Annotated in this window: 25 protein-coding genes; 17 read left to right on the top strand and 8 right to left on the bottom strand. The window is 58.3% G+C overall.

Annotated features, from left to right (window positions below; all coding sequences use genetic code 11):
- Nucleotides 1-61 precede the first annotated feature (61 nt).
- Nucleotides 62-619, bottom strand: a complete 558-nt coding sequence (locus D8B20_RS15200) for a YtfJ family protein (protein WP_145889636.1) — start codon at nt 617-619, stop codon at nt 62-64.
- A 312-nt stretch (nt 620-931) separates the two neighbouring features.
- On the opposite strand from D8B20_RS15200, the gene D8B20_RS15195 reads away from it, so the two are divergent.
- Nucleotides 932-1,138 (top strand): DUF1107 domain-containing protein, encoded by a 207-nt coding sequence (locus tag D8B20_RS15195; protein ID WP_031280153.1) that lies wholly within the window; start codon nt 932-934, stop codon nt 1,136-1,138.
- Between the two features lie 80 nt (nt 1,139-1,218).
- On the opposite strand, the gene paeA is transcribed toward D8B20_RS15195, so the two are convergent.
- Nucleotides 1,219-2,562 carry a polyamine export protein PaeA gene (paeA, locus tag D8B20_RS15190; RefSeq protein WP_145889635.1) on the bottom strand — a complete coding sequence of 448 codons (1,344 nt, stop codon included), beginning with the start codon at nt 2,560-2,562 and terminating at the stop codon, nt 1,219-1,221.
- Nucleotides 2,563-3,016: 454 nt separating this feature from the next.
- Between paeA and tamA the strand changes: the two genes are divergently transcribed.
- Genes tamA through D8B20_RS15175 form a run of 3 tightly spaced genes read left to right on the top strand, consistent with a single transcriptional unit; the run spans nt 3,017 to nt 8,876 of the window.
- Nucleotides 3,017-4,756 carry an autotransporter assembly complex protein TamA gene (gene tamA, locus D8B20_RS15185; RefSeq protein ID WP_145889634.1) on the top strand — a complete coding sequence of 580 codons (1,740 nt, stop codon included), beginning with the start codon at nt 3,017-3,019 and terminating at the stop codon, nt 4,754-4,756.
- A complete protein-coding gene (gene tamB / locus D8B20_RS15180) occupies nt 4,753-8,520 on the top strand; it encodes an autotransporter assembly complex protein TamB (protein WP_145889633.1) in 3,768 nt (1,255 codons plus the stop codon). The genes tamA and tamB overlap by 4 nt, the downstream gene beginning before the upstream one ends.
- A 2-nt stretch (nt 8,521-8,522) precedes the next feature.
- A complete protein-coding gene (locus D8B20_RS15175) occupies nt 8,523-8,876 on the top strand; it encodes a gamma-glutamylcyclotransferase family protein (protein ID WP_145889632.1) in 354 nt (117 codons plus the stop codon).
- Nucleotides 8,877-8,972: 96 nt separating this feature from the next.
- Here D8B20_RS15175 and ppa read toward each other — a convergent pair whose 3' ends face one another.
- The 3 genes from ppa to D8B20_RS15160 all read right to left on the bottom strand — a co-directional run bounded on the left by ppa (nt 8,973) and on the right by D8B20_RS15160 (nt 10,534).
- The gene (gene ppa, locus D8B20_RS15170; protein WP_145889631.1) at nt 8,973-9,503 is read right to left on the bottom strand and encodes an inorganic diphosphatase; all 531 of its coding nucleotides are present in this window, start codon (nt 9,501-9,503) and stop codon (nt 8,973-8,975) included.
- A 100-nt stretch (nt 9,504-9,603) separates the two neighbouring features.
- The gene (locus D8B20_RS15165) at nt 9,604-10,053 is read right to left on the bottom strand and encodes a DUF441 domain-containing protein (RefSeq protein ID WP_145889630.1); all 450 of its coding nucleotides are present in this window, start codon (nt 10,051-10,053) and stop codon (nt 9,604-9,606) included.
- A gap of 67 nt (nt 10,054-10,120) precedes the next feature.
- Nucleotides 10,121-10,534, bottom strand: a complete 414-nt coding sequence (locus D8B20_RS15160; protein ID WP_145889629.1) for a lysozyme inhibitor LprI family protein — start codon at nt 10,532-10,534, stop codon at nt 10,121-10,123.
- Nucleotides 10,535-10,707: 173 nt separating this feature from the next.
- On the opposite strand from D8B20_RS15160, the gene D8B20_RS15155 reads away from it, so the two are divergent.
- Complete coding sequence (locus tag D8B20_RS15155) at nt 10,708-12,267, top strand: methyl-accepting chemotaxis protein (protein WP_145890624.1); 1,560 nt, start codon at nt 10,708-10,710, stop codon at nt 12,265-12,267.
- 65 nt (nt 12,268-12,332) lie between these two features.
- Here the strand turns inward: D8B20_RS15155 and D8B20_RS15150 are convergent, their stop codons facing one another.
- Complete coding sequence (locus tag D8B20_RS15150; protein ID WP_145889628.1) at nt 12,333-12,611, bottom strand: helix-turn-helix domain-containing protein; 279 nt, start codon at nt 12,609-12,611, stop codon at nt 12,333-12,335.
- A 92-nt stretch (nt 12,612-12,703) separates the two neighbouring features.
- Here D8B20_RS15150 and D8B20_RS15145 point away from each other — a divergent pair, with 92 nt between their 5' ends.
- Nucleotides 12,704-12,982, top strand: coding sequence for a helix-turn-helix domain-containing protein (locus tag D8B20_RS15145; protein ID WP_145889627.1), 279 nt, complete (start codon nt 12,704-12,706; stop codon nt 12,980-12,982).
- A gap of 27 nt (nt 12,983-13,009) precedes the next feature.
- Here the strand turns inward: D8B20_RS15145 and fbp are convergent, their stop codons facing one another.
- Nucleotides 13,010-14,017 carry a class 1 fructose-bisphosphatase gene (gene fbp / locus D8B20_RS15140; protein ID WP_145889626.1) on the bottom strand — a complete coding sequence of 336 codons (1,008 nt, stop codon included), beginning with the start codon at nt 14,015-14,017 and terminating at the stop codon, nt 13,010-13,012.
- A 168-nt stretch (nt 14,018-14,185) separates the two neighbouring features.
- On the opposite strand from fbp, the gene mpl reads away from it, so the two are divergent.
- Nucleotides 14,186-15,538: a UDP-N-acetylmuramate:L-alanyl-gamma-D-glutamyl-meso-diaminopimelate ligase gene (mpl, locus tag D8B20_RS15135; RefSeq protein ID WP_145889625.1), complete on the top strand. Its 1,353-nt coding sequence runs from the start codon at nt 14,186-14,188 to the stop codon at nt 15,536-15,538.
- An 84-nt stretch (nt 15,539-15,622) separates the two neighbouring features.
- Here mpl and yjgA read toward each other — a convergent pair whose 3' ends face one another.
- Nucleotides 15,623-16,162, bottom strand: coding sequence for a ribosome biogenesis factor YjgA (yjgA, locus tag D8B20_RS15130; protein ID WP_145889624.1), 540 nt, complete (start codon nt 16,160-16,162; stop codon nt 15,623-15,625).
- Between the two features lie 115 nt (nt 16,163-16,277).
- On the opposite strand from yjgA, the gene pmbA reads away from it, so the two are divergent.
- The 10 genes from pmbA (at nt 16,278) to dagF (ending at nt 23,937) form a co-directional block, all read left to right on the top strand.
- Complete coding sequence (pmbA, locus tag D8B20_RS15125; protein WP_145889623.1) at nt 16,278-17,618, top strand: metalloprotease PmbA; 1,341 nt, start codon at nt 16,278-16,280, stop codon at nt 17,616-17,618.
- Nucleotides 17,619-17,689: 71 nt separating this feature from the next.
- A complete protein-coding gene (cybC, locus tag D8B20_RS15120; protein ID WP_145889622.1) occupies nt 17,690-18,076 on the top strand; it encodes a cytochrome b562 in 387 nt (128 codons plus the stop codon).
- A 262-nt stretch (nt 18,077-18,338) separates the two neighbouring features.
- Nucleotides 18,339-18,677: a glycine dehydrogenase gene (locus D8B20_RS15115; protein WP_145889621.1), complete on the top strand. Its 339-nt coding sequence runs from the start codon at nt 18,339-18,341 to the stop codon at nt 18,675-18,677.
- Nucleotides 18,678-18,694: 17 nt separating this feature from the next.
- A complete protein-coding gene (locus D8B20_RS15110) occupies nt 18,695-19,051 on the top strand; it encodes an SFCGS family glycine-rich protein (protein WP_010256477.1) in 357 nt (118 codons plus the stop codon).
- A gap of 2 nt (nt 19,052-19,053) precedes the next feature.
- The gene (locus D8B20_RS15105; protein WP_145889620.1) at nt 19,054-19,353 is read left to right on the top strand and encodes a DUF4312 family protein; all 300 of its coding nucleotides are present in this window, start codon (nt 19,054-19,056) and stop codon (nt 19,351-19,353) included.
- A 134-nt stretch (nt 19,354-19,487) separates the two neighbouring features.
- The gene (locus D8B20_RS15100; protein ID WP_145889619.1) at nt 19,488-20,264 is read left to right on the top strand and encodes a DUF4311 domain-containing protein; all 777 of its coding nucleotides are present in this window, start codon (nt 19,488-19,490) and stop codon (nt 20,262-20,264) included.
- A 12-nt stretch (nt 20,265-20,276) separates the two neighbouring features.
- Nucleotides 20,277-20,924, top strand: a complete 648-nt coding sequence (locus tag D8B20_RS15095) for a DUF4310 family protein (protein ID WP_145889618.1) — start codon at nt 20,277-20,279, stop codon at nt 20,922-20,924.
- 40 nt (nt 20,925-20,964) lie between these two features.
- A complete protein-coding gene (locus D8B20_RS15090; protein ID WP_145889617.1) occupies nt 20,965-22,098 on the top strand; it encodes an amidohydrolase/deacetylase family metallohydrolase in 1,134 nt (377 codons plus the stop codon).
- A complete protein-coding gene (locus D8B20_RS15085; RefSeq protein ID WP_145889616.1) occupies nt 22,082-23,203 on the top strand; it encodes a DgaE family pyridoxal phosphate-dependent ammonia lyase in 1,122 nt (373 codons plus the stop codon). Before D8B20_RS15090 ends, D8B20_RS15085 begins: the two co-directional genes overlap by 17 nt.
- Nucleotides 23,200-23,937 carry a 2-dehydro-3-deoxy-phosphogluconate aldolase gene (gene dagF, locus D8B20_RS15080; RefSeq protein WP_145889615.1) on the top strand — a complete coding sequence of 246 codons (738 nt, stop codon included), beginning with the start codon at nt 23,200-23,202 and terminating at the stop codon, nt 23,935-23,937. Before D8B20_RS15085 ends, dagF begins: the two co-directional genes overlap by 4 nt.

The raw sequence follows: 23,937 nt of genomic DNA, 5'->3' as shown, positions 1-23,937 counted from the left end.
TGCGGTATGACGCGCAGCGGCCGGACAGCATCGCCGCTGCGCATTGTACGTGACTGGCGCCTTAGTTTTTCAGCAACGTCTGCAGCAGCGTCATGGCCTGCTGCACCTCTTCCTGCGTCAGCGCACCGTCTTTGGCAAAGCGGACGTGGGCCGTTTTATCCAGTACAACGATCGCTGACCCGCCTTTTTCCAGCTGCCAGGCTTTGCGCGCGCTGCCGTTGCTGTCGATGATGAACTGCGACCACGGATACTGCTTCTTATTGCTCTCAATACTGCTGCGCACAAACATGCCGGTGCCTGGAATCGCATCATCTGTATTCACCACGGTCGTGGTCTGATAGCGGTCATGCGGCAACTTTGCGGCTTTGATGGCTTCAATCAGCGCGGCATTCTGCTCTTTAGCCGAGGAGCGTCCGGCAATATGTAAAATCACCCGCACTTTGCCGCTGAGCTGCGCGCTGTTCCACGGCTGATAGCTGAATTTATCCTGCTGCCAGAGCAGCTCACCTTTATCATTAATGCCTACTGCCGGCACGCGTTCACCGGTTTTAAACGCATGCGCAGAGGCAAGCGTGGGAATGACGAATGCCAGGGCTAACAAAGAGCGTGCCAGACGCATGTGATTCTCCTTAGTGATCCGACCAGTTATTCATGATTCTGCAATATTAAGCGCGGATGATGCGCCTGTCGCGGTGAGAGAGCAGCTTTGCTATCCATGCCACAATTCTGTAACCCATGAAGGTTTATACTGGATTATGTGGCCGTCATGACAGACTTATCTGTAATGATGTGTCAATTCAGTAAAAAATCCATGATTCCGGCACGCAGGCACCGATTCATGTTCTATATTTATGCCTCATTTGCGCTTCATGAGTTCGTACCCCTTTTGGCAACGGCGAAGCGTATTACATCTGTTCAGGAGTTAAACAGTATGAAGATCTTCCAGCGCTATAATCCGCTGCAAATTGCGAAATATGTAAAGACGCTATTTAAAGGAAGGTTGTACATCAAGGACGTTGGCGCGTTTGAGTTCGATAAAGGCAAAGTTATGTTGCCGCGCGTCAAGGATAAACAGCATCTCAGCGTGATGTCAGAAATCAATCGCCAGGTGCTGCGGCTGCAGGCCGAGTACAACTAAGCAGTAACAGAAAGGGCGCCAGCAGGCGCCCTCAATGTTTGCGCAGCACGTCAATCGCACCGCTTACCGCTCTGGCTGAATTAAGACGCCGGATTCTCCTGATCTTCTGTCGCGCTCCGGGTCATATTCAGCACCGGGGGACGATCGTCAATGCGCGTCACCAGCAGCTGATCGATGCGATAGCTGTCGATGTCCACCACTTCAAATTTGTACCCGGAGAACTTCACGAAATCGGTACGTTTGGGGATCTTACGCAGCATATACATCATGAAGCCGCCAATGGTCTCGTAGTTGCCGGACTGCGGGAACTCGTCGATATCCAGCACGCGCATCACGTCATCAATCGGCGTACCGCCTTCTACCAGCCATGAATTCTCGTCGCGCGCGACAATCTGCTCTTCCAGCCCCTGGCCGACCAGATCGCCCATCAGCGTGGTCATCACGTCATTCAGCGTGATAATGCCCACCACCAGCGCGTATTCGTTCATGATCACCGCGAAATCTTCACCGGCGGTTTTAAAGCTCTCCAGCGCTTCCGACAGCGTCAGCGTGTCCGGCACAATCAGCGCGGAGCGAATCTGTACGCCGCTGTTCAGCGTCATGCTCTGGTTGCCCAGCACGCGCAGCAGCAGCTCTTTTGAATCCACGTAGCCGACAATGTGGTCGATATCGCCATCGCAGACCAGAAATTTCGAGTGCGGATGCCGGGCGATTTTGGTTTTCAGGCTGGTTTCATCTTCATGCAGATCAAACCAGACAATGTTTTCGCGCGAGGTCATCGACGACGGTACGGTACGCGATTCCAGCTCAAACACGTTTTCAATCAGTTCATGTTCCTGCTTGCGCAGCACACCAGCCAGCGCGCCGGCTTCCACCACCGCATAGATATCATCAGAGGTGATGTCATCTTTACGCACCATCGGCAGTTTAAAGATGCGAAAGAAGACGTTTGCCAGGCCGTTGAACAGCCACACCAGCGGGCGGAAAACCAGCAGGCAGAAGCGCATCGGATTGATGATGCGCAGGGCGATCGCTTCCGGTGCAATCATGCCCACGCGCTTTGGCGTGAGATCGGCGAACAGAATGAACAGACTGGTGACAATCGTAAAGGAGCAGATAAAGCTAAGCTGGTCGGCCAGTTCGGGTGCCATGAAGCGATTAAACAGGCCACTGAAAGCCGGTGAAAAAGCGGCATCGCCGACGATACCGCCGAGGATGGCCACCGCATTCAGGCCAATCTGCACCACGGTGAAGAACATGCCGGGCTGTTCCTGCATCTTCAGCACGCGCTGTGCATTGATGTTGCCTTCATCGGCCAGCAGTTTCAGTTTGATCTTGCGGGCGGCCGCCAGCGAGATCTCCGAAAGCGAAAAAAATGAACTGATCACAATCAGTAAAAGAATGACAAGCAGACTATCGAGCATAAAAGATCCGTTGGGTTAATAACTTGTCATTTTTGGCCTGGGCAGCGCGAAGAGGGCGTACTTCCGGTACTCACCAGTCAAACAGGGCTATCCGTGCCAAAAATGTCTGCGCCAATTCGACAAGGTTACGTTAACGTCGGGGCAGAAATGAATGCAGGCGAAGCCTGCTGGTCGCTGATTATAGCAGCAGCGCTTATCCTGCCGCCAGAGGCGCGATGTTCCGGCCAGGATTAATCCGAGTGGGCAAGCGGCGCCAGCAGAAGCGCAGCGTCGCGGTTGTATCGTTCCGCCTATTTGCCGACAATGGTGGCCGATTTGGCTTAGTGTCAGTTTTACGCAGCCGCTCGCAGAAAAGAGCGGCTATGCTGATGGGTACGCACGTCGTGGTGATACCCTTTACACCAGATTTTATGCCCCTGCGGAATGGGGGCAGGCATTATGAACAGGAGTACGCGTGCCGCGATTTCATGCTTATTGTCTGGCCAGCCTGCTGCTTGCTGCACCTGCCGTTGAGGCGGCAAAAGTGCGCCTGCAACTTGAGGGCCTTACCGGGGATTTACAGAAAAACGTCCGCGCGCGCTTGTCGACAATTGGCAGCGACGAGGTGTCAAACGATGGCCGCTTCCAGGCACGCGTTGCCGAAGCGATCAAAGAAGGCCTGCGCGCGCTGGGTTACTACGAACCACAGATCGACTTTGAATCGCGTCCGGCACCGCCCCAGGGCGGCCGCCCGGTACTGATTGCCCATGTCAGCGCGGGTGAGCCGGTGAAAATTGGCGGCAGCAGTATCGTGGTGGAAGGCGCTGCGAAAGACGATCCCGACTATAAAGCCTGGGTGAAACAGGGCACGCCGAAAGTGGGCTCCCAGCTTAATCACGGCGCTTACGATAAATTCAAAAGTGGTTTTTCCAACCTCGCGCTGCGTAACGGCTATTTTGATGGCGAATTTAAGCAGAGCCAGCTGGGCGTCTCGGTTGAGCGGCGCGAAGCGTTCTGGGATATCGATTACGACAGCGGCCCGCGTTACCGTTTCGGTGACGTCAGTTTTGTTGGCTCCCAAATCAACGAAGCCTATCTGCGTAATCTTGTGCCGTTTAAACAGGGCGATCCTTACAGCTCACGCGATCTGGCTGAACTGAACCGCCGCCTGTCGGCTACCGGCTGGTTTAACTCCGTGGTCGTGGCGCCGGAGTTTGATAAAGGCCGCGCCACCAAAGTTCTGCCGCTTAGCGCGGCAGTGTCACCGCGGGTGGAAAACACCATCGAAACCGGTATTGGTTACTCCACCGATGTCGGCCCGCGCCTGAAAGGCACCTGGAAAAAGCCGTGGATTAACGACAGCGGCCACAGCCTGACCTCCAGCGCCTATATTTCTGCGCCGGAACAGCAGCTGGACTTCGGTTATAAAATCCCGCTGCTGAAAAATCCCCTGGAGCAGTACTACACCTTCTCCGGTGGCCTGAAGCGCACCGATCTCAACGACACCAAATCCGATACCACCACGCTGGGCGTGGCGCGTAACTGGGACAGCAGCTCCGGCTGGCAGCGTGCCGTTAACCTCAAGTGGAGCCTCGATCACTTTACTCAGGGCAGCGTAACCAATACCACCATGCTGCTCTATCCGGGCGTCAGCCTGAACCGCACCCGTTCCCGCGGCGGTCTGATGCCAACATGGGGCGATTCGCAGCGCTATTCAGTGGATGTCTCTGACACCACCTGGGGTTCCGACGTCGATTTCCTGATCCTGCAGGCGCAGAACGTCTGGATCCGCACGCTGGCCGATAAACACCGCTTTGTGGCCCGCGGTACGCTGGGCTGGATCGAAACCAACAACTTCGAAAAAGTGCCGCCGGACCTGCGTTTCTTCGCCGGGGGCGACCGCAGTATTCGCGGCTACAAATATAAAGATGTGTCGCCACGCGACGAAGACGGCAAGCTGACCGGCGCGTCCAAAATGGCGACCGGCTCGCTGGAGTATCAGTACAACGTCACCGGCAAATGGTGGGGCGCGGTGTTTGTAGATTCCGGCGAAGCGGTAAATGACATCAAACAAAGTAATTTTAAAACCGGCGCGGGTGTAGGCGTGCGCTGGGCTTCACCGGTCGGACCCATCAAGTTCGATATCGCGCGGCCGATTGGCGATGACAAGGAGCACGGGTTGCAATTTTATGTCGGACTGGGGCCTGAACTATGAAGTTGTGGAAAAAGGTCCTTACAGGTGTCGTGATTTTTCTGGTGCTGCTGATCGGCAGCGTGGCGTTTCTGATTGGCACAACGCCAGGCCTGCATCTGCTGCTGAAGGGGGCCGATCGCTGGGTGCCCGGCCTGGCCATCGGCAAGGTTGAAGGGGGCTGGCGCGATCTCACCCTGAGCGGAGTGAAATATGAAATGCCGGGCGTCAGCGTGGATGCCGGGCGCTTCCATCTGGCGCTGAACCTCAACTGCCTGCTGCACTCGGCGGTCTGCGTGAACGACCTGGCGCTGCAGGATGTCAGCGTGGTGGTGGACAGCAAAAAAATGACGCCGTCCACGCCGCCGCCGGAAGAGGAGAGCGGCAGCACGAATCTCAGCACGCCCTATCCCATTACCCTGCGCCATGTCGGACTGCATAACATTAGCGTGAAGGTCGATGATACGGCAATCGCGCTGGGCGATTTTACCAGCGGTCTGCAGTGGCAGGATCGCGCGCTGACGCTGACGCCCACGCATATCCAGAGCCTGCTGATCGCGCTGCCGAAAGCGGCCAAAGTGGCAGAAGAGCAGGTGGTGCAGCCGAAAGTGCAGCAACCGCAGCCGGAAGAGAAGCCGCTGGGTGAAACGCTGCAGGCGATGTTTGCCCAGCCGCTGCTGCCGGCGCTGCCGGATTTCCGTCTGCCGCTGGATATCACCGTGCAGGATCTGCTGGGCGAACAGCTGCGTGTGACCGGCGATACCGATATTACGCTGACGCGCCTGCAGGTGAAGGCGCAAACCACCGATCGCCATCTGCAGCTGCAAACCTTTGACGTGGATTCGCCGCAGGGACAGCTGAATGCCAGCGGTGAAGCGCAGCTGGCCGACAACTGGCCGGTGAGCATGGTGCTGAACGGCACGCTTAACGTGGAGCCGATCAAAGGCGAGAAGATCAAACTTAACCTCAGCGGCGCGATGCGCGATACGCTGAAGCTGGATCTGAATCTCTCCGGCCCGGTACGTGCCCGGCTGGCGGCGGCAGCGCAGCCTGCGGTGGCCGGTCTGCCGCTGTCGCTGGCGCTGACCAGCCCACAGCTGCGCTGGCCACTGGCCGGCCCGGTGCAGTATCAGGCTGACGATCTGGATTATCAGTTCAAAGGCAAAGCGACGGACTACGTGATGACGCTGCGCACGGCGGTGAAAGGCGAGTCCGTACCGCCTGCCACCCTGACGCTGGACGGCAAAGGAAATGTGCAGCAGTTCAGCCTTGATAAGCTGCGCATAGCGGCCTTGCAGGGGCACGCCGATCTCACCGCGCTGGTGGACTGGAGTAAAGCCATCAGCTGGCGCAGTGAGCTGACGCTGGCGGGCATCAACACCGCGAAGCAATACCCGGACTGGCCGGCGAAGCTGGACGGCAAAATAGCTACGCGCGGCAGCCTGTATGGCGGCAGCTGGCAGCTCAGCGTGCCGCAGCTGGAACTGAAAGGCAACGTGAAGCAGAACGCCGTCAGCGCACACGGCTCCCTGACCGGCAACAGCTATAACCAGTGGCATATTCCCGGTATCAACCTCGCGCTGGGCCGCAACCAGATTGACGTCAAAGGTGACCTGGGCGATGCGCTTAATCTGGATGCCAGCATTGATGCGCCGCATCTGGACAATGCGCTGCCCGGTCTGGGCGGCGTGGCAAAAGGGACGCTCAAAGCGCGCGGCACGCTGCAGGCACCGCAGCTGCTGGCCGATCTTACCGCCAGCGGTCTGCGCTGGCAGCAGCTGCAAATCCGCCGCGTTATGCTGCAGAGCGACGTGAAATCCAGCGATCAGGTGGCCGGTAAGCTGCAGCTGCGCGTGGAACAACTGCAGCAGGATGCGCTGAAAGTCAGCCTGCTGACGCTCAACGCTGACGGCAACGAGAAACAGCATCAGCTGAAACTGAACGTGCAGGGCGATCCGGTCTCCGGTCAGCTGGCGCTCAGCGGCAGTTTTGATCGCCAGACGCAGCGCTGGCAGGGCACGCTGAATAATACGCGCTTCGATACGCCGGCAGGTGAATGGCGCCTGACGCGCGCCATGGCGATTGATTACCTCAATAGCCGGCAGACGGCCACCCTTGGTCCGCACTGCTGGCAGAACCCGAACGCGCAGCTGTGTGTCCCGGAGCCGATTGAAGCGGGCCCATCCGGTCATGCGCATGTGGTGCTCAACCGCTTTGATCTGGCGATGGTGAAACCGTTCCTCCCCGATGCCACCCGGCTCAGCGGCGTATTCAGCGGCGATGCGCGCGTCAGCTGGAAGGCGGATGGCGGCCTGCCGGAAGGCGCCGTGTCGCTCAAGGGTAACGGTGTAAAAGTGCAGCAGAACGTACAGGGCAATACGCTGCCGGTTGCGTTTGACACGCTGAATCTGAACGCGGCGCTGCGCAACGGGCGCGCCCAGCTCGACTGGCTGATTCACATCGTCAATAACGGCCAGCTGAGCGGCAACGTACAGATTGCTGACCCGCAGAACCGCCGCCAGCTGTCGGGCACCATCGGGATCCGCGATATCTCTCTGGCGATGCTCAACCCGGCGCTGTCGCAGGGCGAGAAGGTGCAGGGCCGTCTGAACAGTAACCTGCGTCTGGGCGGTTCGCTGCAGCAGCCGCAGGTGTTTGGTCAGCTGGGGCTGAGCGAGGTGAATGCGCAGGCAAGCTTTATGCCGGTGACGCTGACCTCCGCTAACCTCAACCTGGTGTTCAATGGGATGAGCTCGACACTGAATGGCCTGATTCAGACGCAGCAGGGCAATCTCAACCTTGGCGGCAACGCTGACTGGAGCCAGCTGAACAACTGGCGCGCGCGCGTCACCGCTCAGGGCAGCCGCATCCGCGTCACGGTGCCGCCGATGGTGCGCATGGATGTATCACCGGATCTGGTCTTCGAAGCGACCCCGGCCGCCTTCAATCTCGACGGCAAAGTGGATATTCCGTGGGCGCGTATCACCGTGCAGGAAGTGCCGGAAAGCGCGACGGGCGTCTCCTCTGACGAAGTGATGCTGGACGAAAATCTGAAGCCGATTAAGCCGAAGACCGCTGCCGTCCCGATCAACAGCAACCTGATCATCCACGTCGGCAACGATGTACGGCTCTCTGCCTTTGGCCTGAAAGCGCGCCTGAATGGCGATCTCAAACTGGTGCAGGACAAAACCGGTCTGGGATTAAACGGACAAATCAATATTCCCTCCGGCCGCTTCCATGCGTATGGTCAGGATCTGATTGTGCGTAAGGGCGAGCTGCAATTCGCCGGTCCGCCGGACCAGCCGTACGTTAACCTGGAAGCGATCCGTAATCCGGACGCCACCGAGGATGGCGTCACGGCCGGGCTGCGCGTTACCGGGCTGGCTGACGAAACCAAAGCGGAGGTGTTCTCCGATCCGGCGATGTCCCAGCAGGAAGCGTTATCGTACCTGTTACGCGGTCAGGGACTCAGCAGCGACGGAGACAGCAACGCGTTAACGTCGGCGCTGGTGGGTCTGGGGGTTGCACAAAGTGGTCAGGTTATGGGTAAAATCGGCGAGACGTTTGGCGTCAGTAACCTTGCGCTTGATACCACGGGTGTGGGCGACAGTCAGCAGGTGCAGGTGAGTGGTTATGTACTGCCGGGTCTGCAGGTGAAATACGGTGTTGGCATATTTGATTCACTGGCGACGCTCACCCTGCGTTATCGCCTGATGCCCAAGCTCTATTTGGAAGCCGTGTCAGGTCTCGATCAGGCACTGGATTTGCTCTATCAGTTTGAGTTTTAGCAATGCGAATAATTGTCTACGGCAGTTTACGGCGCAAACAGGGAAATAGTCATTGGATGACCAATGCGCAATGGCTCGGCGACCATCAGATTGAGGGGTTTGAACTCTACAATCTGGGTCACTATCCGGGCGTTATCGAAGGTGAAGGCACCGTCTACTGCGAGGTTTATCGCATTGATGCCAGCACCCTCGGCGAGCTGGATGCTTTGCGCAGCAAGAACGGCGAATATAAGCGACAGCTTATCCAGACGCCTTACGGCAGCGCGTGGCTGTATGTTTATCAGCGTTCCGTTGCCGGACGCACCCGCATCGCCAGCGGCGACTGGCTGATGCGCGATAACGAAACAGAAACATAAATAAAAACACCGCCCAAAAGGCGGTGTTTTTTTATCAGCCTGTCACCCCGGCATACGCAGCCCGACAGGATCGCCAGGCCGCCGCCGGAAAGCGGCTTATTTCTTCTGAGCGCGCTCGAAGGAGGAGATGATTTCAGCTTTGGCCGCTTCTGCGTTATCCCAGCCGTCAACCTTCACCCATTTGCCTTTTTCCAGATCTTTGTAGTGCTCGAAGAAGTGGGTGATCTGCGCTTTCAGCAGTTCTGGCAGGTCGTTCACATCTTTGATGTGATCGTACTCTTTGCTCAGCTTGGTGTGCGGAACGGCAACCAGCTTGGCATCTTCACCAGACTCGTCAGTCATTTTCAGCACGCCAACCGGACGGCAGCGAATCACTGAGCCTGGCTGCAGCGGATACGGGGTCGGGACCAGAACGTCAACCGGGTCACCGTCCAGCGACAGGGTGTGGTTGATGTAACCGTAGTTGCACGGGTAGAACATGGCGGTAGACATGAAACGGTCTACAAACAGGGCACCAGACTCTTTGTCCACTTCATATTTGATCGGATCGGCGTTGGCCGGAATCTCGATCACGACATAGATATCTTCTGGCAGTTCTTTACCTGCAGGCACCTGGTTCAAACTCATCTGGCTTTCCTTCATTAGTCATAAGTTGAGTGACGGCTATTATAGCCAACTGACTCCGAAAGTATGCCCCCTTTTTGGCGTTTCGGAATGCTCCAGATGGCTACTTAGCCGTGACAAACAGCGAGACGATCCCGGCGGCAATCAGCGGTCCGACCGGTACCCCGCGAAAGAAGGCAACGCCAATCACCGTACCAATCAGCAGGCCGCCAATTACCGAAGGCTGTACGCTCATAAAACTGACGCCGCGCCCACCCAGCCAGGCGACAAACACCCCAACCACAATGGCCACGATGGACTGCCAGTTAGCGAAGGACTTCAGCAGGGACGAGGCCGGCAGCGTGCCGCTGGCCAGCGGGGCCATCACCGCAACGGTAAGAATAATAATGCCAATCTGAATCCCCTGTTTTTCCACGTACGGGAAGAACTGCGCCAGCGGGGTCAGCTTAATTGCCAGCAGGATCAGAATGGAAATGGTTACCGCGCTGTTATGGACGAAGTAGCTGAGGAGGGCGAGGCAGACCAGAATCAGGGTTGAGGCATAAGCAGCCATGGTTTCTCCGTTAATTATGAGCGCGCTGATGATGATCAGCGCGAAGCGTTTTTCACGCCCTCATTTATCAACAATCATCCGGATTGGTGCAACCGCCTTTGCGCAGAGATTGCAACGTCAGCGCCTGATTACGTACCAGGCTGACCTGCCCGGCGCCAATATTCAGTGCCGCCACGCTGCCCTGCGTACGGCTAAAATAGCTGACGCTGGCATCGCGCCAGCTGTCGCGATAAGTCAGCCAGGCGCGCTGGGCCTGCCGCAGTTTGTCTTTGGGTTCACCGGTTAACGTTTTCATTAGCCCGGTGTACTGCGCGTTCATCTCTTTATCCCAGGCTTGCGTGGCGGTGCTGTAACACTGCGACATGCCCGCCGTGCTGGATTCTCTGTCCAGGCACTGCTGCAGCTGTTGATCGATAGGGTGTTGCTGCGCCAGCGCCAGTGAGCTGGCGAACAGGGCGGCAACCGGCAGCCATTTTTTCATCCTCTGATTCCTTTTATTCCGTTAGCGTAAACATGCATCGCGCTGAAGCGTACGCGATTGTCAACGCATTGACCATCAACGTCAGGTAAAGTTTCCCTCTGTCACTGCCGATAATCTCACCGTTTCAGGGTTACAGGATTCTCCCTTTTTTAAAGCACACGGGAATTATCATGATCAAACAGTTATCGGTACGGAATGGGATACGCGCTTTACTGACTTTTATGACGCTGCTGCTGTTGCTGGTCAGCGGTATGGGCATTTATGCCATTAACGCCGGCAATCAGTCGCTGGATACCATTAACCGCATTCAGGGCATTGAGCTGAACAAGCTGTATCAGAGTCGCTCAGAGATGATGCGTGCACGCGCCAACGCCGCACTGGCGGTGCGGAAAATTGAAATTGGCCTGCTGGACGAAGGCGCGGCGATCACGCAGCAAGCGCAGGCCGCGGTCGAGAACTCGCACCAGCTGTTTAAGGCGTTTATTGCGGCGGGCACCGTGACCACTCGCGGTAAAACGCTGGCGGACGCGATCGCAACCTCCTATGCCGCCTATGACAAACAGGGCATTGGCCCGATGATCACCGCGCTGCAGCGTCAGTACACCGACGAATATTACCAGGTGCTGGAAGGCAACCAGTCAAAACTGGCGTCGGACTATTCCAAAGCGGTAGACGATTTCAGTCAGTATGCCGATCAGGTTTCCGCCGCACGTCTGGCCGAAGCGGCGCACAATGAAACGCTGATGAAAATTCTGATTGGCGTGGCGATGACGCTGACCGTGCTGCTGATTGTGCTGTCCTGGCAGCTGCTGCGCCGCCTGCTGATTGCGCCGCTGAACGAGGCGGTCAGACATCTGGAGCAGATTGCGGCAGGGGATCTGTCACAGCCGCTGCCAGAGCCGGGCCGCAATGAAATTGGTCGCCTTAACCAGGCGCTGGCAGATATGCAGATTGCGCTGCGCCACTCGGTGAGCCAGGTGCGCGAAGCCAGCCTGCAGATTGATGTGGGCAGCCGCGAGCTGGCCGCGGGCACGGTGCATCTTTCGCAGCGCACCGAGGAATCGGCCGCTTCGCTGGAGCAGACGGCGGCCAGCATGGAACAGCTCACCGCCACGGTGCGTCTCAATGCCACCAATGCGCAGCAGGCTAATCAGCTGGCCAGCAGCGTGTCGGATACCGCCGATCGCGGTGCCGAAGTGGTGAGCTATGTCATGGAAAAAATGCAGGAGATTACGCAAAGCGCCCATCGTATTGCCGACATTCTTGGCGTGATTGATGGCATTGCTTTCCAGACCAATATCCTGGCGCTGAACGCCTCCGTTGAAGCTGCCCGCGCCGGTGAGCAGGGCCGCGGCTTCGCCGTGGTGGCAAACGAAGTCCGTACGCTGGCCGGACGCAGCGCCACGGCCGCTAAAGAGATCCGTGCGCTCATCAGCGAATCGCAGACGCGGGTGCAGGAGGGCAGCGATATGGCAACGCGCGCCGGCGAAACCATGGATGAGATCTCCGGTGAAGTGATGCGCGTTACCGCCCTGATGAAAGAGATTTCTATCGCATCGGAAGAGCAGAGCCGCGGCATTGAGCAGGTTAACCAGGCGGTAACGCAGATGGATGAAGCCGCCCAGCAGAACGCGGCACTGGTGGAGCAGGCCAGCGCCGCCACGCAGTCGCTGGAAGCGCAGTCACAGCAGCTGCAGGCCTCTATGGCGCAGTTCCGCGTCGCGGCGGGCTAAACGGCGGCGGCGTGAGGAAAAAACCGGGCATCCGGCAGCGGCGGCCCGGCAACGCACGCGGTCTTTCAGACAGCCGGGCGCGGAAACGCCAGGATCATGGCGGCCAGCTGGTCATCTTCGGCGAGGAAATAGGCGGCGGGCACATCCAGCACCTGCGCCAGCAGCTGCAGCGTCAGCAGATCGGGCTTATGCACGCCCAGTTCATAGCGATTGATGCGGGCACTGGCAGAAAACTCTTCAATACCGGCGGCAATACCCAATGCTTTCTGCGACAAACCCTTTGCCAGACGCGCTTGTTTCAGGCGTCGGCAGAACGTGTGCTGCAGCGAGGAGGTCGGTTTCATGGCGACGAGAATCGTAGATTTACCGCTTGTCAGATACTACGAGTAACGTAGTATCGTTACTGGAATGGATAAGCGGACAAAGGAGAGTGCGCGTGGATAATGCAAAAAAAGACTGGCATCCTGCGGATATTATTGCCGCGCTGCGCAAGAAGGGCACAACGATGGCAGCAGTGTCGCGTCAGTCAGGATTATGTTCCACCACGTTAGCGAATGCGCTGGCGCGCCCGTGGCCAAAAGGAGAAATGCTGATCGCCGCGGCGATTGGAATTCCCCCGGAGGAGATCTGGCCCAGCCGCTATTTTGCGGAAAATGGCGAGCGGATTAACCGCCAGGTACGCATCCGCAACCAGATAACAAAAAGCCCGCACTGAGGCGGGCTGAAGGCAGAAGCGCAGGCGTTACGCCTGATGATCTTCCGGATACTCACGAATAAAGCGCTCAACGTCATCGACCATCGACTCGTTACCGCAGAAGAACGGGCAGCGCTGATGCAGCGTTTCCGGCTGAATATCGAGGATACGGTTTTTACCGTCGCTGGCCTTACCGCCGGCCTGCTCAGCAAGGAATGCCATCGGATTGCACTCGTACAGCAGACGCAGCTTGCCTTTTGGATGGCTGGCGGTGCTTGGGTAGAGATAGATGCCGCCTTTCAGCAGGTTACGGTGGAAATCTGCCACCAGTGAACCGATGTAGCGGGAGGTATAAGGACGTTTGGTTGACGCATCCTCTTCCTGACAGAACTTCAGGTATTTTTTCACGCCCTGCGGGAAGCGGATGTAGTTTCCTTCGTTGATGGAGTAGGTATAGCCCTTCTCCGGGAAGGTCATGCGTTCATGGCTGAGGCAGAACACGCCCAGCGACGGATCGTAAGTAAAGGCATGCACGCCCACGCCGGTGGTGTACACCATCATGGTAGAGGAACCGTATACCACGTAACCGGCCGCCACCTGTTTGTGACCCGGCTGCATGAAATCCGCTTCAGTAATGGGCGTACCTGGCTCGCTGATACGGTGGTAGATCGAGAAGATGGTACCGACGGAAACGTTAACGTCGATGTTTGAAGAACCGTCCAGGGGATCCATTAAAACGACGTATTTGCCATTCTCCGATCCTTCAAAGATGACGAATTCATCTTCTTCTTCTGAAGCAATACCGGCAACCACACCGCGCGCTTTCAGGGCGGCTTTCAGTTTCTCGTTAGCGAAGAGGTCCAGCTTCATCTGCTGCTCACCCTGGACGTTTTCCACGCCGCTGGCACCCAGAATATCCACCAGACCCGCTTTGTTAATATCGCGGTGGATGATTTTCGCGCCCAGCTTGATGGAAGAAATCAGCGCCGTCAGTTCACCTGTGGCGTGAGGAAAGTCGTGTTGCTTCTCGACGATGAATTCGCCTAACGTTTTCATAACACATTCCCTGAATCTACGATGGAGTGGCAGCAGCTGTAACAAACTGCCAACGTATGCGTACGCAGTTTAGCCGATTGAACTTCAAAAACCATAGTCCTAATCCGTTTCTTCCCTTCTGACTCGGCGTTACACTGTGCGCCGAACTTTTGAGTAATGGATCTCTTTATGCGTATTCACATCCTTGGGATTTGCGGCACTTTCATGGGCGGACTGGCAATGCTGGCGCGCTCGCTGGGACACGAAGTGACCGGTTCAGATGCCAACGTTTACCCGCCGATGAGCACGCTGCTGGAGCAGCAAGGCATTGAATTAACAGAAGGTTATGATGCCGCCCAGCTGGACCCGCAGCCGGATCTGGTGATTATCGGTAACGCCATGACGCGCGGCAATCCCTGTGTGGAAGCGGTCCTGGAACGCAACATTCCTTACCTGTCTGGCCCGCAATGGCTGCACGATTTCGTGCTGCGCGATCGCTGGGTGCTGGCGGTGGCCGGCACCCACGGTAAAACCACCACAGCCGGCATGGCAGCGTGGATTCTTGAGGCCTGCGGCCTTGAACCGGGCTTCATTATTGGTGGGGTACCGGGAAACTTCGACGTTTCGGCAAAATTAGGAAAAAGTCCATTCTTCGTGATTGAAGCGGATGAGTATGACTGTGCGTTTTTCGACAAGCGTTCCAAGTTCGTGCACTACTGCCCGCGTACGCTGATCCTCAACAACCTTGAGTTCGATCACGCCGATATCTTTGACGATCTGCGCGCCATTCAGAAGCAGTTCCATCACCTGATCCGCATTGTGCCGGGCCAGGGCCGCATCCTGCTGCCGGAGCACGATCACAATCTCAAACAGGTGATGGCGATGGGCTGCTGGAGCGAGCAGGAGACCGCCGGCGATAACGGCCGCTGGCAGGCGAAAAAGCTGACGCCGGATGCCTCACGCTGGGAGATCTGGCTGGATGGCGAAAAAGCGGGTGAGGTGAACTGGTCGCTGGTCGGTGAACACAACATGCACAACGGCCTGATGGCGGTGGCTGCCGCCCGGCATGTTGGCGTGCGCCCGGCCGATGCCGGCGACGCGCTCAGCAGCTTTATCAACGCACGGCGTCGTCTGGAGCTGCGCGGGGAAGTCAATGGCATAAAAGTTTACGACGACTTCGCTCACCATCCGACGGCGATCCACGCCACGCTGGCAGCGCTGCGCAGTAAAGTCGGCGGTCGGGCGCGCATCCTAGCGGTGCTGGAGCCGCGCTCAAACACCATGAAAATGGGCGTCAGCAAAAACGATCTCGCGCCGTCGCTGGGACGCGCCGATGAAGTGTTCCTGTTCCAGCCGCATCACATTCCGTGGCAGGTGTCTGACGTGGCCGAGGCCTGCATTCAGCCTGCCCACTGGACGGCAGATATTGATACGCTGGTGGAGATGGTGGCGAAAGCTGCGCAGCCCGGTGATTCGATTCTGGTGATGAGTAACGGCGGCTTCGGTGGTATTCACCAGAAGCTGCTGGATCGGTTAGCGTAATAAAGGAAGGGCCGCGCTGGCCCTCATCCCGTCTCGCGCGCCTGCGGGAGACGCTCGGGGTGAGGGCAGTCGCGGGCGGCGGCGTTACGCCTCGGCCAGCTCGCGCAGATACTGGAAGATCTGCCGGGCAGATTTCGGTGGCTTGCTGGCCGCTTTCTCTTTCTGCGCGTTGCGGATCATACTGCGCAGCTGCTGACGGTCGGCGTGCGGATAGAGGTTCAGCACTTCCGCCACCGCATCATCGCCTTTTTCTATCAGACGATCGCGCAGTTGCTCCAGCTTGTGGAACAGCGCAACCTGCTGGTTGTGACGGTTTTTCAGCTTATCCAGCGCCTGGCGGATCGGCTCTTCATCACGCTGACGCAGCATCTTGCCGATCAGCTGCAGCTGGCGACGACGGCCTTCCATCTTAATGCGCTGTGCCAGTTCAATGGCGGCACGCAGATCCTCGTCGAGTGGGATCTTATCCAGGGAGTTTTTCCCCAGCTCTACTAACTCGGCACCAAGGCGTTTCAGCTCTTCAGCGTCGCGTTTAATTTCGCTCTTGCTGACCCAGATAATCTCTTCATCTTCTTCCTGATTATCGGGCACATCGTCGAGCCAGTCTTCGGGTTGCCTGGTCATATCTTGGCTCCTAAAAAAAAGAGGCTAATCCTACCAGTTTATCGGACGACTGCGAAATTGTTCTCTGAGTCTGATAGACTCACTACATTCATACTTAAGATTAGACGGCAGGTCGATGAACGTATCTACTCAGGTTGCAGAACAACGTAAAGTGTTAGAACAGGCTGTCGCGCAGGCGCTGGAACTGGCGAAAGCCAGCACCGATGGAGCAGAAGTGGCGGTCACGAAAACCACCGGCATCGGTGTCAGTACCCGCTACGGCGAAGTGGAAAACGTCGAATTCAACAGCGATGGTGCGCTCGGTATCACCGTCTATCATCAGAACCGCAAAGGCAGTGCTTCCTCTACCGATCTCAGTCCGGATGCCATTAAGCGCACCGTGCAGGCGGCGATCGATATCGCGCGTTACACCTCTCCCGATCCTTACGCCGCGCCGGCGGACCGCGATCTGCTGGCCTTTGAAGCGCCGGATCTGGATCTCTACCATCCGTGGGAGATCGACGCCGATCGCGCCATTGAGCTGGCGGCTCAGGCTGAGCAGGCCGCGCTGCAGGCGGACGCGCGCATTACCAATACTGAGGGCGGCAGCTTCAACAGCCACGTCGGCATTAAAGTCTTCGGCAACAGCCACGGTATGCTGCAGAGCTACTGCTCCAGCCGCCATTCGCTGTCGGCTTCGGTCATTGCTGAACAGAACGGGGATATGGAGCGCGATTACGCTTACACCATTGGTCGTTCCATTGCGGATCTGCAGAGCGCCGGCTGGGTGGGCGCGGAGTGTGCCCGCCGCGTGCTGGCGCGTCTGTCGCCGCGTAAGCTGCCGACCATGAAAGCGCCGGTGCTGTTCGCGCCGGAAGTGGCCACCGGCCTGTTTGGCCATTTGGTGGGCATGATTGCCGGCAGCAGCGTTTATCGCAAATCCACTTTCCTGCTGGATGCGCTGGGCAAACAGATTTTCCCGTCGTGGCTGAGCATTGAAGAGAAGCCGCATCTGCTGAAAGGCCTGGCCTCTACGCCGTTCGACAGCGAAGGCGTGCGCACTGAAGCGCGTGACATCATTAAAGACGGCGTGCTGCAGAACTGGCTGCTGACCAGCTATTCGGCGCGCAAGCTGGGACTGAAAAGTACCGGCCATGCCGGCGGGATTCATAACTGGCGTATCGCGGGTCAGGGCCACAGCTTTGACGATCTGGTAAAGCAGATGGGACGCGGTCTGATCGTGACAGAGCTGATGGGTTCCAGCGTCAGCGCCATGACCGGTGACTACTCGCGCGGTGCCGCCGGTTTCTGGGTGGAAAACGGCGAGATTCAATATCCTGTGAGCGAGATCACAATTGCCGGTAACCTTAACGATATGTGGCGCAATATGGTAACGGTGGGTAACGACATTGAAACACGCAGCAATATACAATGCGGTTCGGTGCTGCTCCCGGAGATGAAGATCGCCGGACAATAAGTCATCGTCTGATGAAAGCAGCCCGGGAGGCTGCTTTTTTTTCGCCCGATAATAATTAAAAGGAACACGTTATGCGTAAGCATCTGATTGCCATGTTGTCTCTGTCGTTACTGTTCTCCTCTGCCAGCGTCTTTGCGGCCGATCTGGAGCAGGATATGGATACGCTGAAAGACGGGCTGAGCGTGGTGAAGAAGACCACCAATGCTCAGGAAATGCAGACTGCCCTCGGTAAGATGCGCGCCGCGGCTCAGGATGCCAAAAAATCCACGCCGGACCGTCTGGAAGGCAAAGCGGCCGACAGCGCCGAAATCAAAGATTACCATGCCGGTCTTGATTCGCTGATCGCGCAGATTGATGTGGTCGATCAGCTGGCGAAAGCCAACAAGCTGGATCAGGCCAAAACCGAAGCGAAAAAACTGGAAGAGATTCGCAACGTCAACCATAAGAAATTCCGCTGATTTCTGAGGCCAGCCGCCGGGCTGGCCTGCCTGCTGCGCTGTCCGGCGCACACTTCGCCGTTCTCCTGCGATAAAACCTCTGCTTTGCCCGCCTGAACGCCTGTGATTGCACGCATCGTGCATCCTGCGATCTGGCGCACCCGTGCCCGCGTGATTTCCACTTTCAGGTGGAAAAGTTGCGTCTCCAAACCCGTTAGCGGAAAGCGTAATTTCTTTTCAACGCGAATTATCTGTAATTGTCCGCTGTAACAGGAGTAACGAGGTGAGGAGTGATGCTGTCCCCCTGAAACCAGGCGCACCGGAAGCGATTCAGGCGCTGGCAGATAACGTGCTGTCCCGGATTGCGGCGATCTATGCCGCCCACCATATCGAAGCCAACGCCGTGCAGCAGCAGATGCTGGCTGCGCACGTGCGGGCAATGGCGGCACGCTCTCTGACCGGCGAAGCGCTACCGGACGTCGACGCCGACCTGTTTGAGGACATCCCGCCCGCCACGCTGGCGCTGGCGCAGGAGGTGGTCGATCTGTTTGGCAATCTGCCGGTGGAAGAAGCCTGGCTGCTTTCGGTACATATCGAAGTGGCGAAATCAAACGAAGCATGATCACAGAGGAGTGGCACATGGTAACGGTAGTGATTGGCGATCGCCTGGGTAAAGGCCAGAAAGTGGCCGCAGGCATTGAGAAAGCGGGTGGCCGGGCAGTGGTGGTGCCGGGCGTGGCGGCGGATATGAAACTGGGGGATGTGATGAAAGCGGAAAACGCAGACTTCGGCATCTCCTTCTGCGGCAGCGGCGGCGCTGGGGCGATCACCGCGCAGAACAAATATGGCTATAAAGCGAAACACGGCATGCGCTCGGTGGACGAGGGCGTAACCGCGATCAACGAAGGCGCCACCGTACTCGGCTTTGGTTTTATGGATAAAGAGGAACTGGGTGAGCGCCTGGTGCAGGCCTGGAACAAGAAGCACGGCAGTTGAGTATGAAACAGCAATATCAGACGCAGGTCACCGTGCAGGGCAGCGGCGACAGTAAAGCCAAAGCCTTCGCTGATGCGCTCAGCAAGGTGCAGCAGCAGGTGCTGCGGACCAGCCAGAAGATCCTGCTGCGCATCGAACCGCTGGATGTGCGGGTGCTGCGCGCGCAGGAGCGGGTGCGCACGGAGAAATTTCTGTTTTTCTTCCTCGCGCGTGAACGGCGGCACTACAGCGTCGAACTGGACATCACTGTCAGCGTCACCGTGATCGACACCGAAGAGGTGGCTTTCACGGCGGCACCCTGAATGACGACGGCCGGCACGCTGCACCGGCTGCGGGCGAACCGACCGGCTGCCGGCGGCAACGGCCCGCGATACCCGCACCGCGCGCCTGCAGCCTGCCGCGTCAGGCCAACCATAACGACAACAAGGGTCACAGCATGTTTCTAATCATTTTGTTTAAGTCGTTGATCATCGGCGGACTGGTCGGCGTGGGCGTCGGTGCCGGTGCCGCCCGCATGTTCCACGCGCCAGTCACCCAGGGCATGGGCGCGTTTCGTACGCTGGGTGAGCTCAACGCCTGCGAGGGCGATCCGGCTTCGCATTTCTCCTTTGGGCTGGGCTTTTTCTTCAACGCCTGGGCTTCTTCAGTGGCGGCCGGTTCCTTCACGCAGGACGTTGACCACCGCATCCTGCCGAACTGGGGCGCAGCCGCGCTGATGGTGAAAAACCGTAACGTCGCGGAAACGCTGCACAACCCTAAGCGCATGGCGATTGCCTGCGGGATCATCGGCATGATCGTGGTGGCCTTTTTGAACAGTACTGCATCGGCGGTACCGGCCGCGCTGCAGGTGACGGCGGTAAAAGTGCTGGTGCCGGCTGCCAACCTGCTGGTGAACACCGTCATGCCGGTGATTTTCTGGCTGGCCGCGATTGATGCCGGCAAAAAATCCGGCTTCTGGGCCACCATCTTCGGCGGCCTGGCGCAGCTGATCATGGGCAACGCCGTGCCGGGCCTGGTGCTGGGCATTCTGATAGGCAAAGGCGTGGAAGAGAGCGGCTGGAACCGGGTTACGCGCGTGATGATGTTTGCCATTGTGCTGCTGTTTGTGCTGAGCGGCTTCTTCCGCGGCTTTGACATGAAGCTGCTGCAATCCTTCCAGCTCGGCATCCCTGGCTGGCTCGATATGATCCACAACAGCCTGAGCGGCAAATAAGGAGGCAGGCAGATGAACGAAAGCGAAAACAAAGGGTTCTGGTACGCCGACTGGTCATTTCCGATCTTTGTTGGCCTGCTGTCAGCCGGGGTCTTTGCCGGAACGCACATGTATTACCTGTATGGCATTGGCGCGTTTAACGAAGTGGCGTTTGTCTCCATGCTGCGATCCGGTATGGAAACCGGCGTCTATGGCGCGGTGGCGGCGTTTGGGGCCAGCTTCCTGTTCGCACGCATCATTGAGGGCTCGCTGGTGGGCATCCTGGATATCGGCGGGGCCATTCAGACCGGGGTTGGCCTTGGCGTGCCGGCGCTGCTGCTGGGGGCGGGCATTGTGTTTCCGGTGGCTAACTTTGCTGCCTCCCTGGCAACCGGGCTGGTCATCGGGGTGGCGATTGGCTACGTCATTATCCTTGCGCGGAAGTTCACCATTAACCAGAGCGACTCCACCTACGGAGCTGACGTCATGATGGGGGCCGGGAATGCCTCGGGCCGTTTTCTCGGGCCGCTGATTATCCTCTCAGCGATAACGGCATCGATTCCGATCGGACTGGGATCGCTGCTCGGGGCACTCCTGTTTTACCTGTGGAATAAACCGATTACCGGTGGCGCGATTCTGGGGGCCATGGTACTGGGCGCTTTCTTCCCGGTTTCGCTGTAAGCGACAGGGCGGGTGATGCATGCCCACAATGGAGGCTTTTATGTTTGACCTGATTTTGCGCCGTGCGCGGTTATGCGATGAACAGCTGGCTGACATCGCCCTCCGGCACGGCAAAATCGTGGCGGTTGGTGACGTGCAGGGGACCGCGCAGCAGGAGCGCGACCTTGGCGGGCGTTACTATGTCAGCGCCGGCTGGATCGACAGCCATGTGCACTGCTATCCGCATTCACCGATTTATCACGACGAAGCCGATGCCATCGGTGTGGCCCAGGGAGTGAGCACGGTCGTGGATGCGGGCAGCACCGGCGCTGACCATATCGACGATTTCTGGCAGCTCACCCGATCCGCCATCACCGATGTGCGCGCGCTGATCAATATCTCACGCACCGGCATCGTGACGCAGAATGAGCTGGCCGACATGGCAAAAATCGACGGTGAGGCCGTGGTGCAGGCGGTGCAGCGCCGGCCGGAATTTATCATCGGCCTGAAGGCGCGGATGAGCAGCAGCGTGGTGGGCGAAAACGGCCTTCAGCCGCTGGTGCGCGCCAAAGCCATTCAGCAGGCGGCAGGCCATCTGCCGCTGATGGTACACATTGGCAATAACCCGCCGGTGCTGGAAGAGATCGCCGCGCTGCTGACGTCAGGCGACATTATTACCCACTGCTTCAACGGCAAGCCAAACCGCATTTTATCGCCGCAGGGCACCCTGAAGGCGGCGGTCAAACAGGCGATTGCGCGCGGCGTGAAGCTGGATATCGGTCATGGCAGCGCCAGTTTCAGCTTTGCGGTGGCGCGGCAGGCGATTGCGCAGGGCCTGCTGCCCGACACCATCAGCTCGGACATTTACTGCCGCAACCGTCTGCACGGGCCGGTGCACAGCCTGGCTCACGTCATGTCGAAATTTCTCAGCCTTGGCATGACGCTGCCGCAGGTCATTGCCTGCGTGACTGACCACGCCGCGGCGAACCTGCGCCTGCACAGCAAAGGGCGGCTGGCTGAAGGGTACGACGCCGACCTGACCATTTTTACCGTCAAAGAGGAAGCCCGGCCGTTCACGGATGCAGAGGGTGAGCGGATCACGGGTGCGCAACAGCTGCTGCCGCTGGCCGTCGTTATCGCGGGCCAGTGGCATCTTACCGATGAAGGGAAAGCCAATCATGTCTTCGATTTATGAAAAATATGGTCTGAAACAGGTGATCAACGCCTCGGGGCGCATGACCATCCTCGGCGTCTCCACACCGTCTGACGATGTGGCAGAGACCGTGCGTTACGGCCTGAGCCACTATTTTGAGATGCAGGATCTGGTGGATAAAACCGGAGCTTACATCGCCAGGCTGCTGGAGGTGGAGAGCGCGGTGGTGGTGTCATGTGCCTCGGCCGGCCTTGCACAAAGCGTGGCGGCGGTGATTGTCAAAGAGGATGACTGGCTGCGGGATAACCTGCACGCTGCACCGCTTAGCGTGCCGCACGACATCGTGATGCCAAAAGGCCACAACGTGAATTACGGCGCGCCGGTTGGCACCATGGTGGCGCTGGGCGGCGGACGTCTGGTGGAAGCCGGTTACAGCAATGAGTGTTCACCGCAGCAGCTGGCGGCAGCCATTACACCGAATACCGCCGCGCTGCTCTACGTGAAATCACATCACTGCGTGCAGAAAAGCCACCTTAGCGTTGAGCAGGCAGCGGCGGTGGCGCACCAGCACGGCGTACCGCTGATTGTGGATGCAGCCGCAGAAGAGGATCTGCAGTGTTACTACCGCATGGGCGCGGATCTGGTGATTTACAGCGGAGCCAAGGCGATTGAGGGGCCGGGCAGCGGTCTGGTGATTGGCCGCAGCCAGCAGGTTGCCTGGGTCAAACGCCAGAGCAACGGCATCGGCCGCGCCATGAAAGTGGCCAAAGAGGCCATTCTGGGCCTGACGCAGGCGATTGAAAATTATCAGCTCAAAAGCAAAACCGGCGGTGCGGAGATGGTCACGCACATGACACCATTTATCGATAACCTCAATACGCTGCCAGGCGTGACCGCGCGCGTGGTGTGGGATAGCGCCGGGCGCGATATCGCCCGGGCTGAAATCGCTTTTGATGAAGCGCTGACCGGCTGGCCGACCGGCGAACTGGTGCAGGCGCTGAAAAGCGGCGACATCGCTATCTACTTCCGCGGTTACAAGGCCAACGAAGGCATTATTGAGGCGGATGTGCGCAGCGTCAGCGCCGCACAGCTGCATACCATTTTCAGCCGCATTCAGGCGCTGCTGAATGAAGGAGGCCGGGCATGAATCTTTTCCCGAATTTTTATCAGGGCCGGCTGTGCCTCAACGTGCTGGCGGGTTCAAAACAGAATGCCAGGGACATCTGGCTGGCAGCCGAAGGGCACGTGCTGGTGGGCGTATTGTCAAAGCACTACACCACCACCGAGGCGGCGATTGCCGATATGCGCGACTACGCTGCGCTGACGGATAATGCGCTGTCGATCGGGCTGGGTGCCGGCGATCCGGCACAGTCCGCGATGGTCAGTGAAATTGCCGCGGCGCTGCAGCCGCAGCACGTTAATCAGGTGTTCACCGGCGTCGCGACCAGCCGGGCGTTACTGGGCCAACCGCACACTCTCGTTAATGGTCTGGTATCACCCACCGGCACGCCGGGACAGGTAAAAATCTCGACCGGGCCGCGCAGCGCGCAGGCGGCGGATGCCATCGTGCCGGTGGATACCGCCATCGCCATGCTGCAGGACATGGGCGGCAGCGCGCTGAAGTACTTCCCGATGGGCGGCCTGCAGGCGGTTGCAGAGTATCGCGCGGTGGCGGAAGCCTGTGCGCGACGCGATTTCTGGCTGGAACCTACCGGCGGTATCGATCTCACGAACTTTGCCGCGATCGTACGGATTGCGCTGGAGGCCGGCGTGAGCAAAGTGATCCCCCACGTTTACAGTGCGATCATTGACCGCGCCAGCGGCGAGACGCGCGTTGACGACGTGCGTCAGCTTCTGGCAACGTGCAGGGAACTGCTGTAA

It is taken from the genome of Candidatus Pantoea soli, assembly GCF_007833795.1.
GTDB classification, from domain to species: Bacteria; Pseudomonadota; Gammaproteobacteria; order Enterobacterales; family Enterobacteriaceae; genus Pantoea; species Pantoea soli.
Note: the sequence above shows the minus strand (reverse complement) of the source record. Positions and strands in the feature narration are given on the sequence as shown.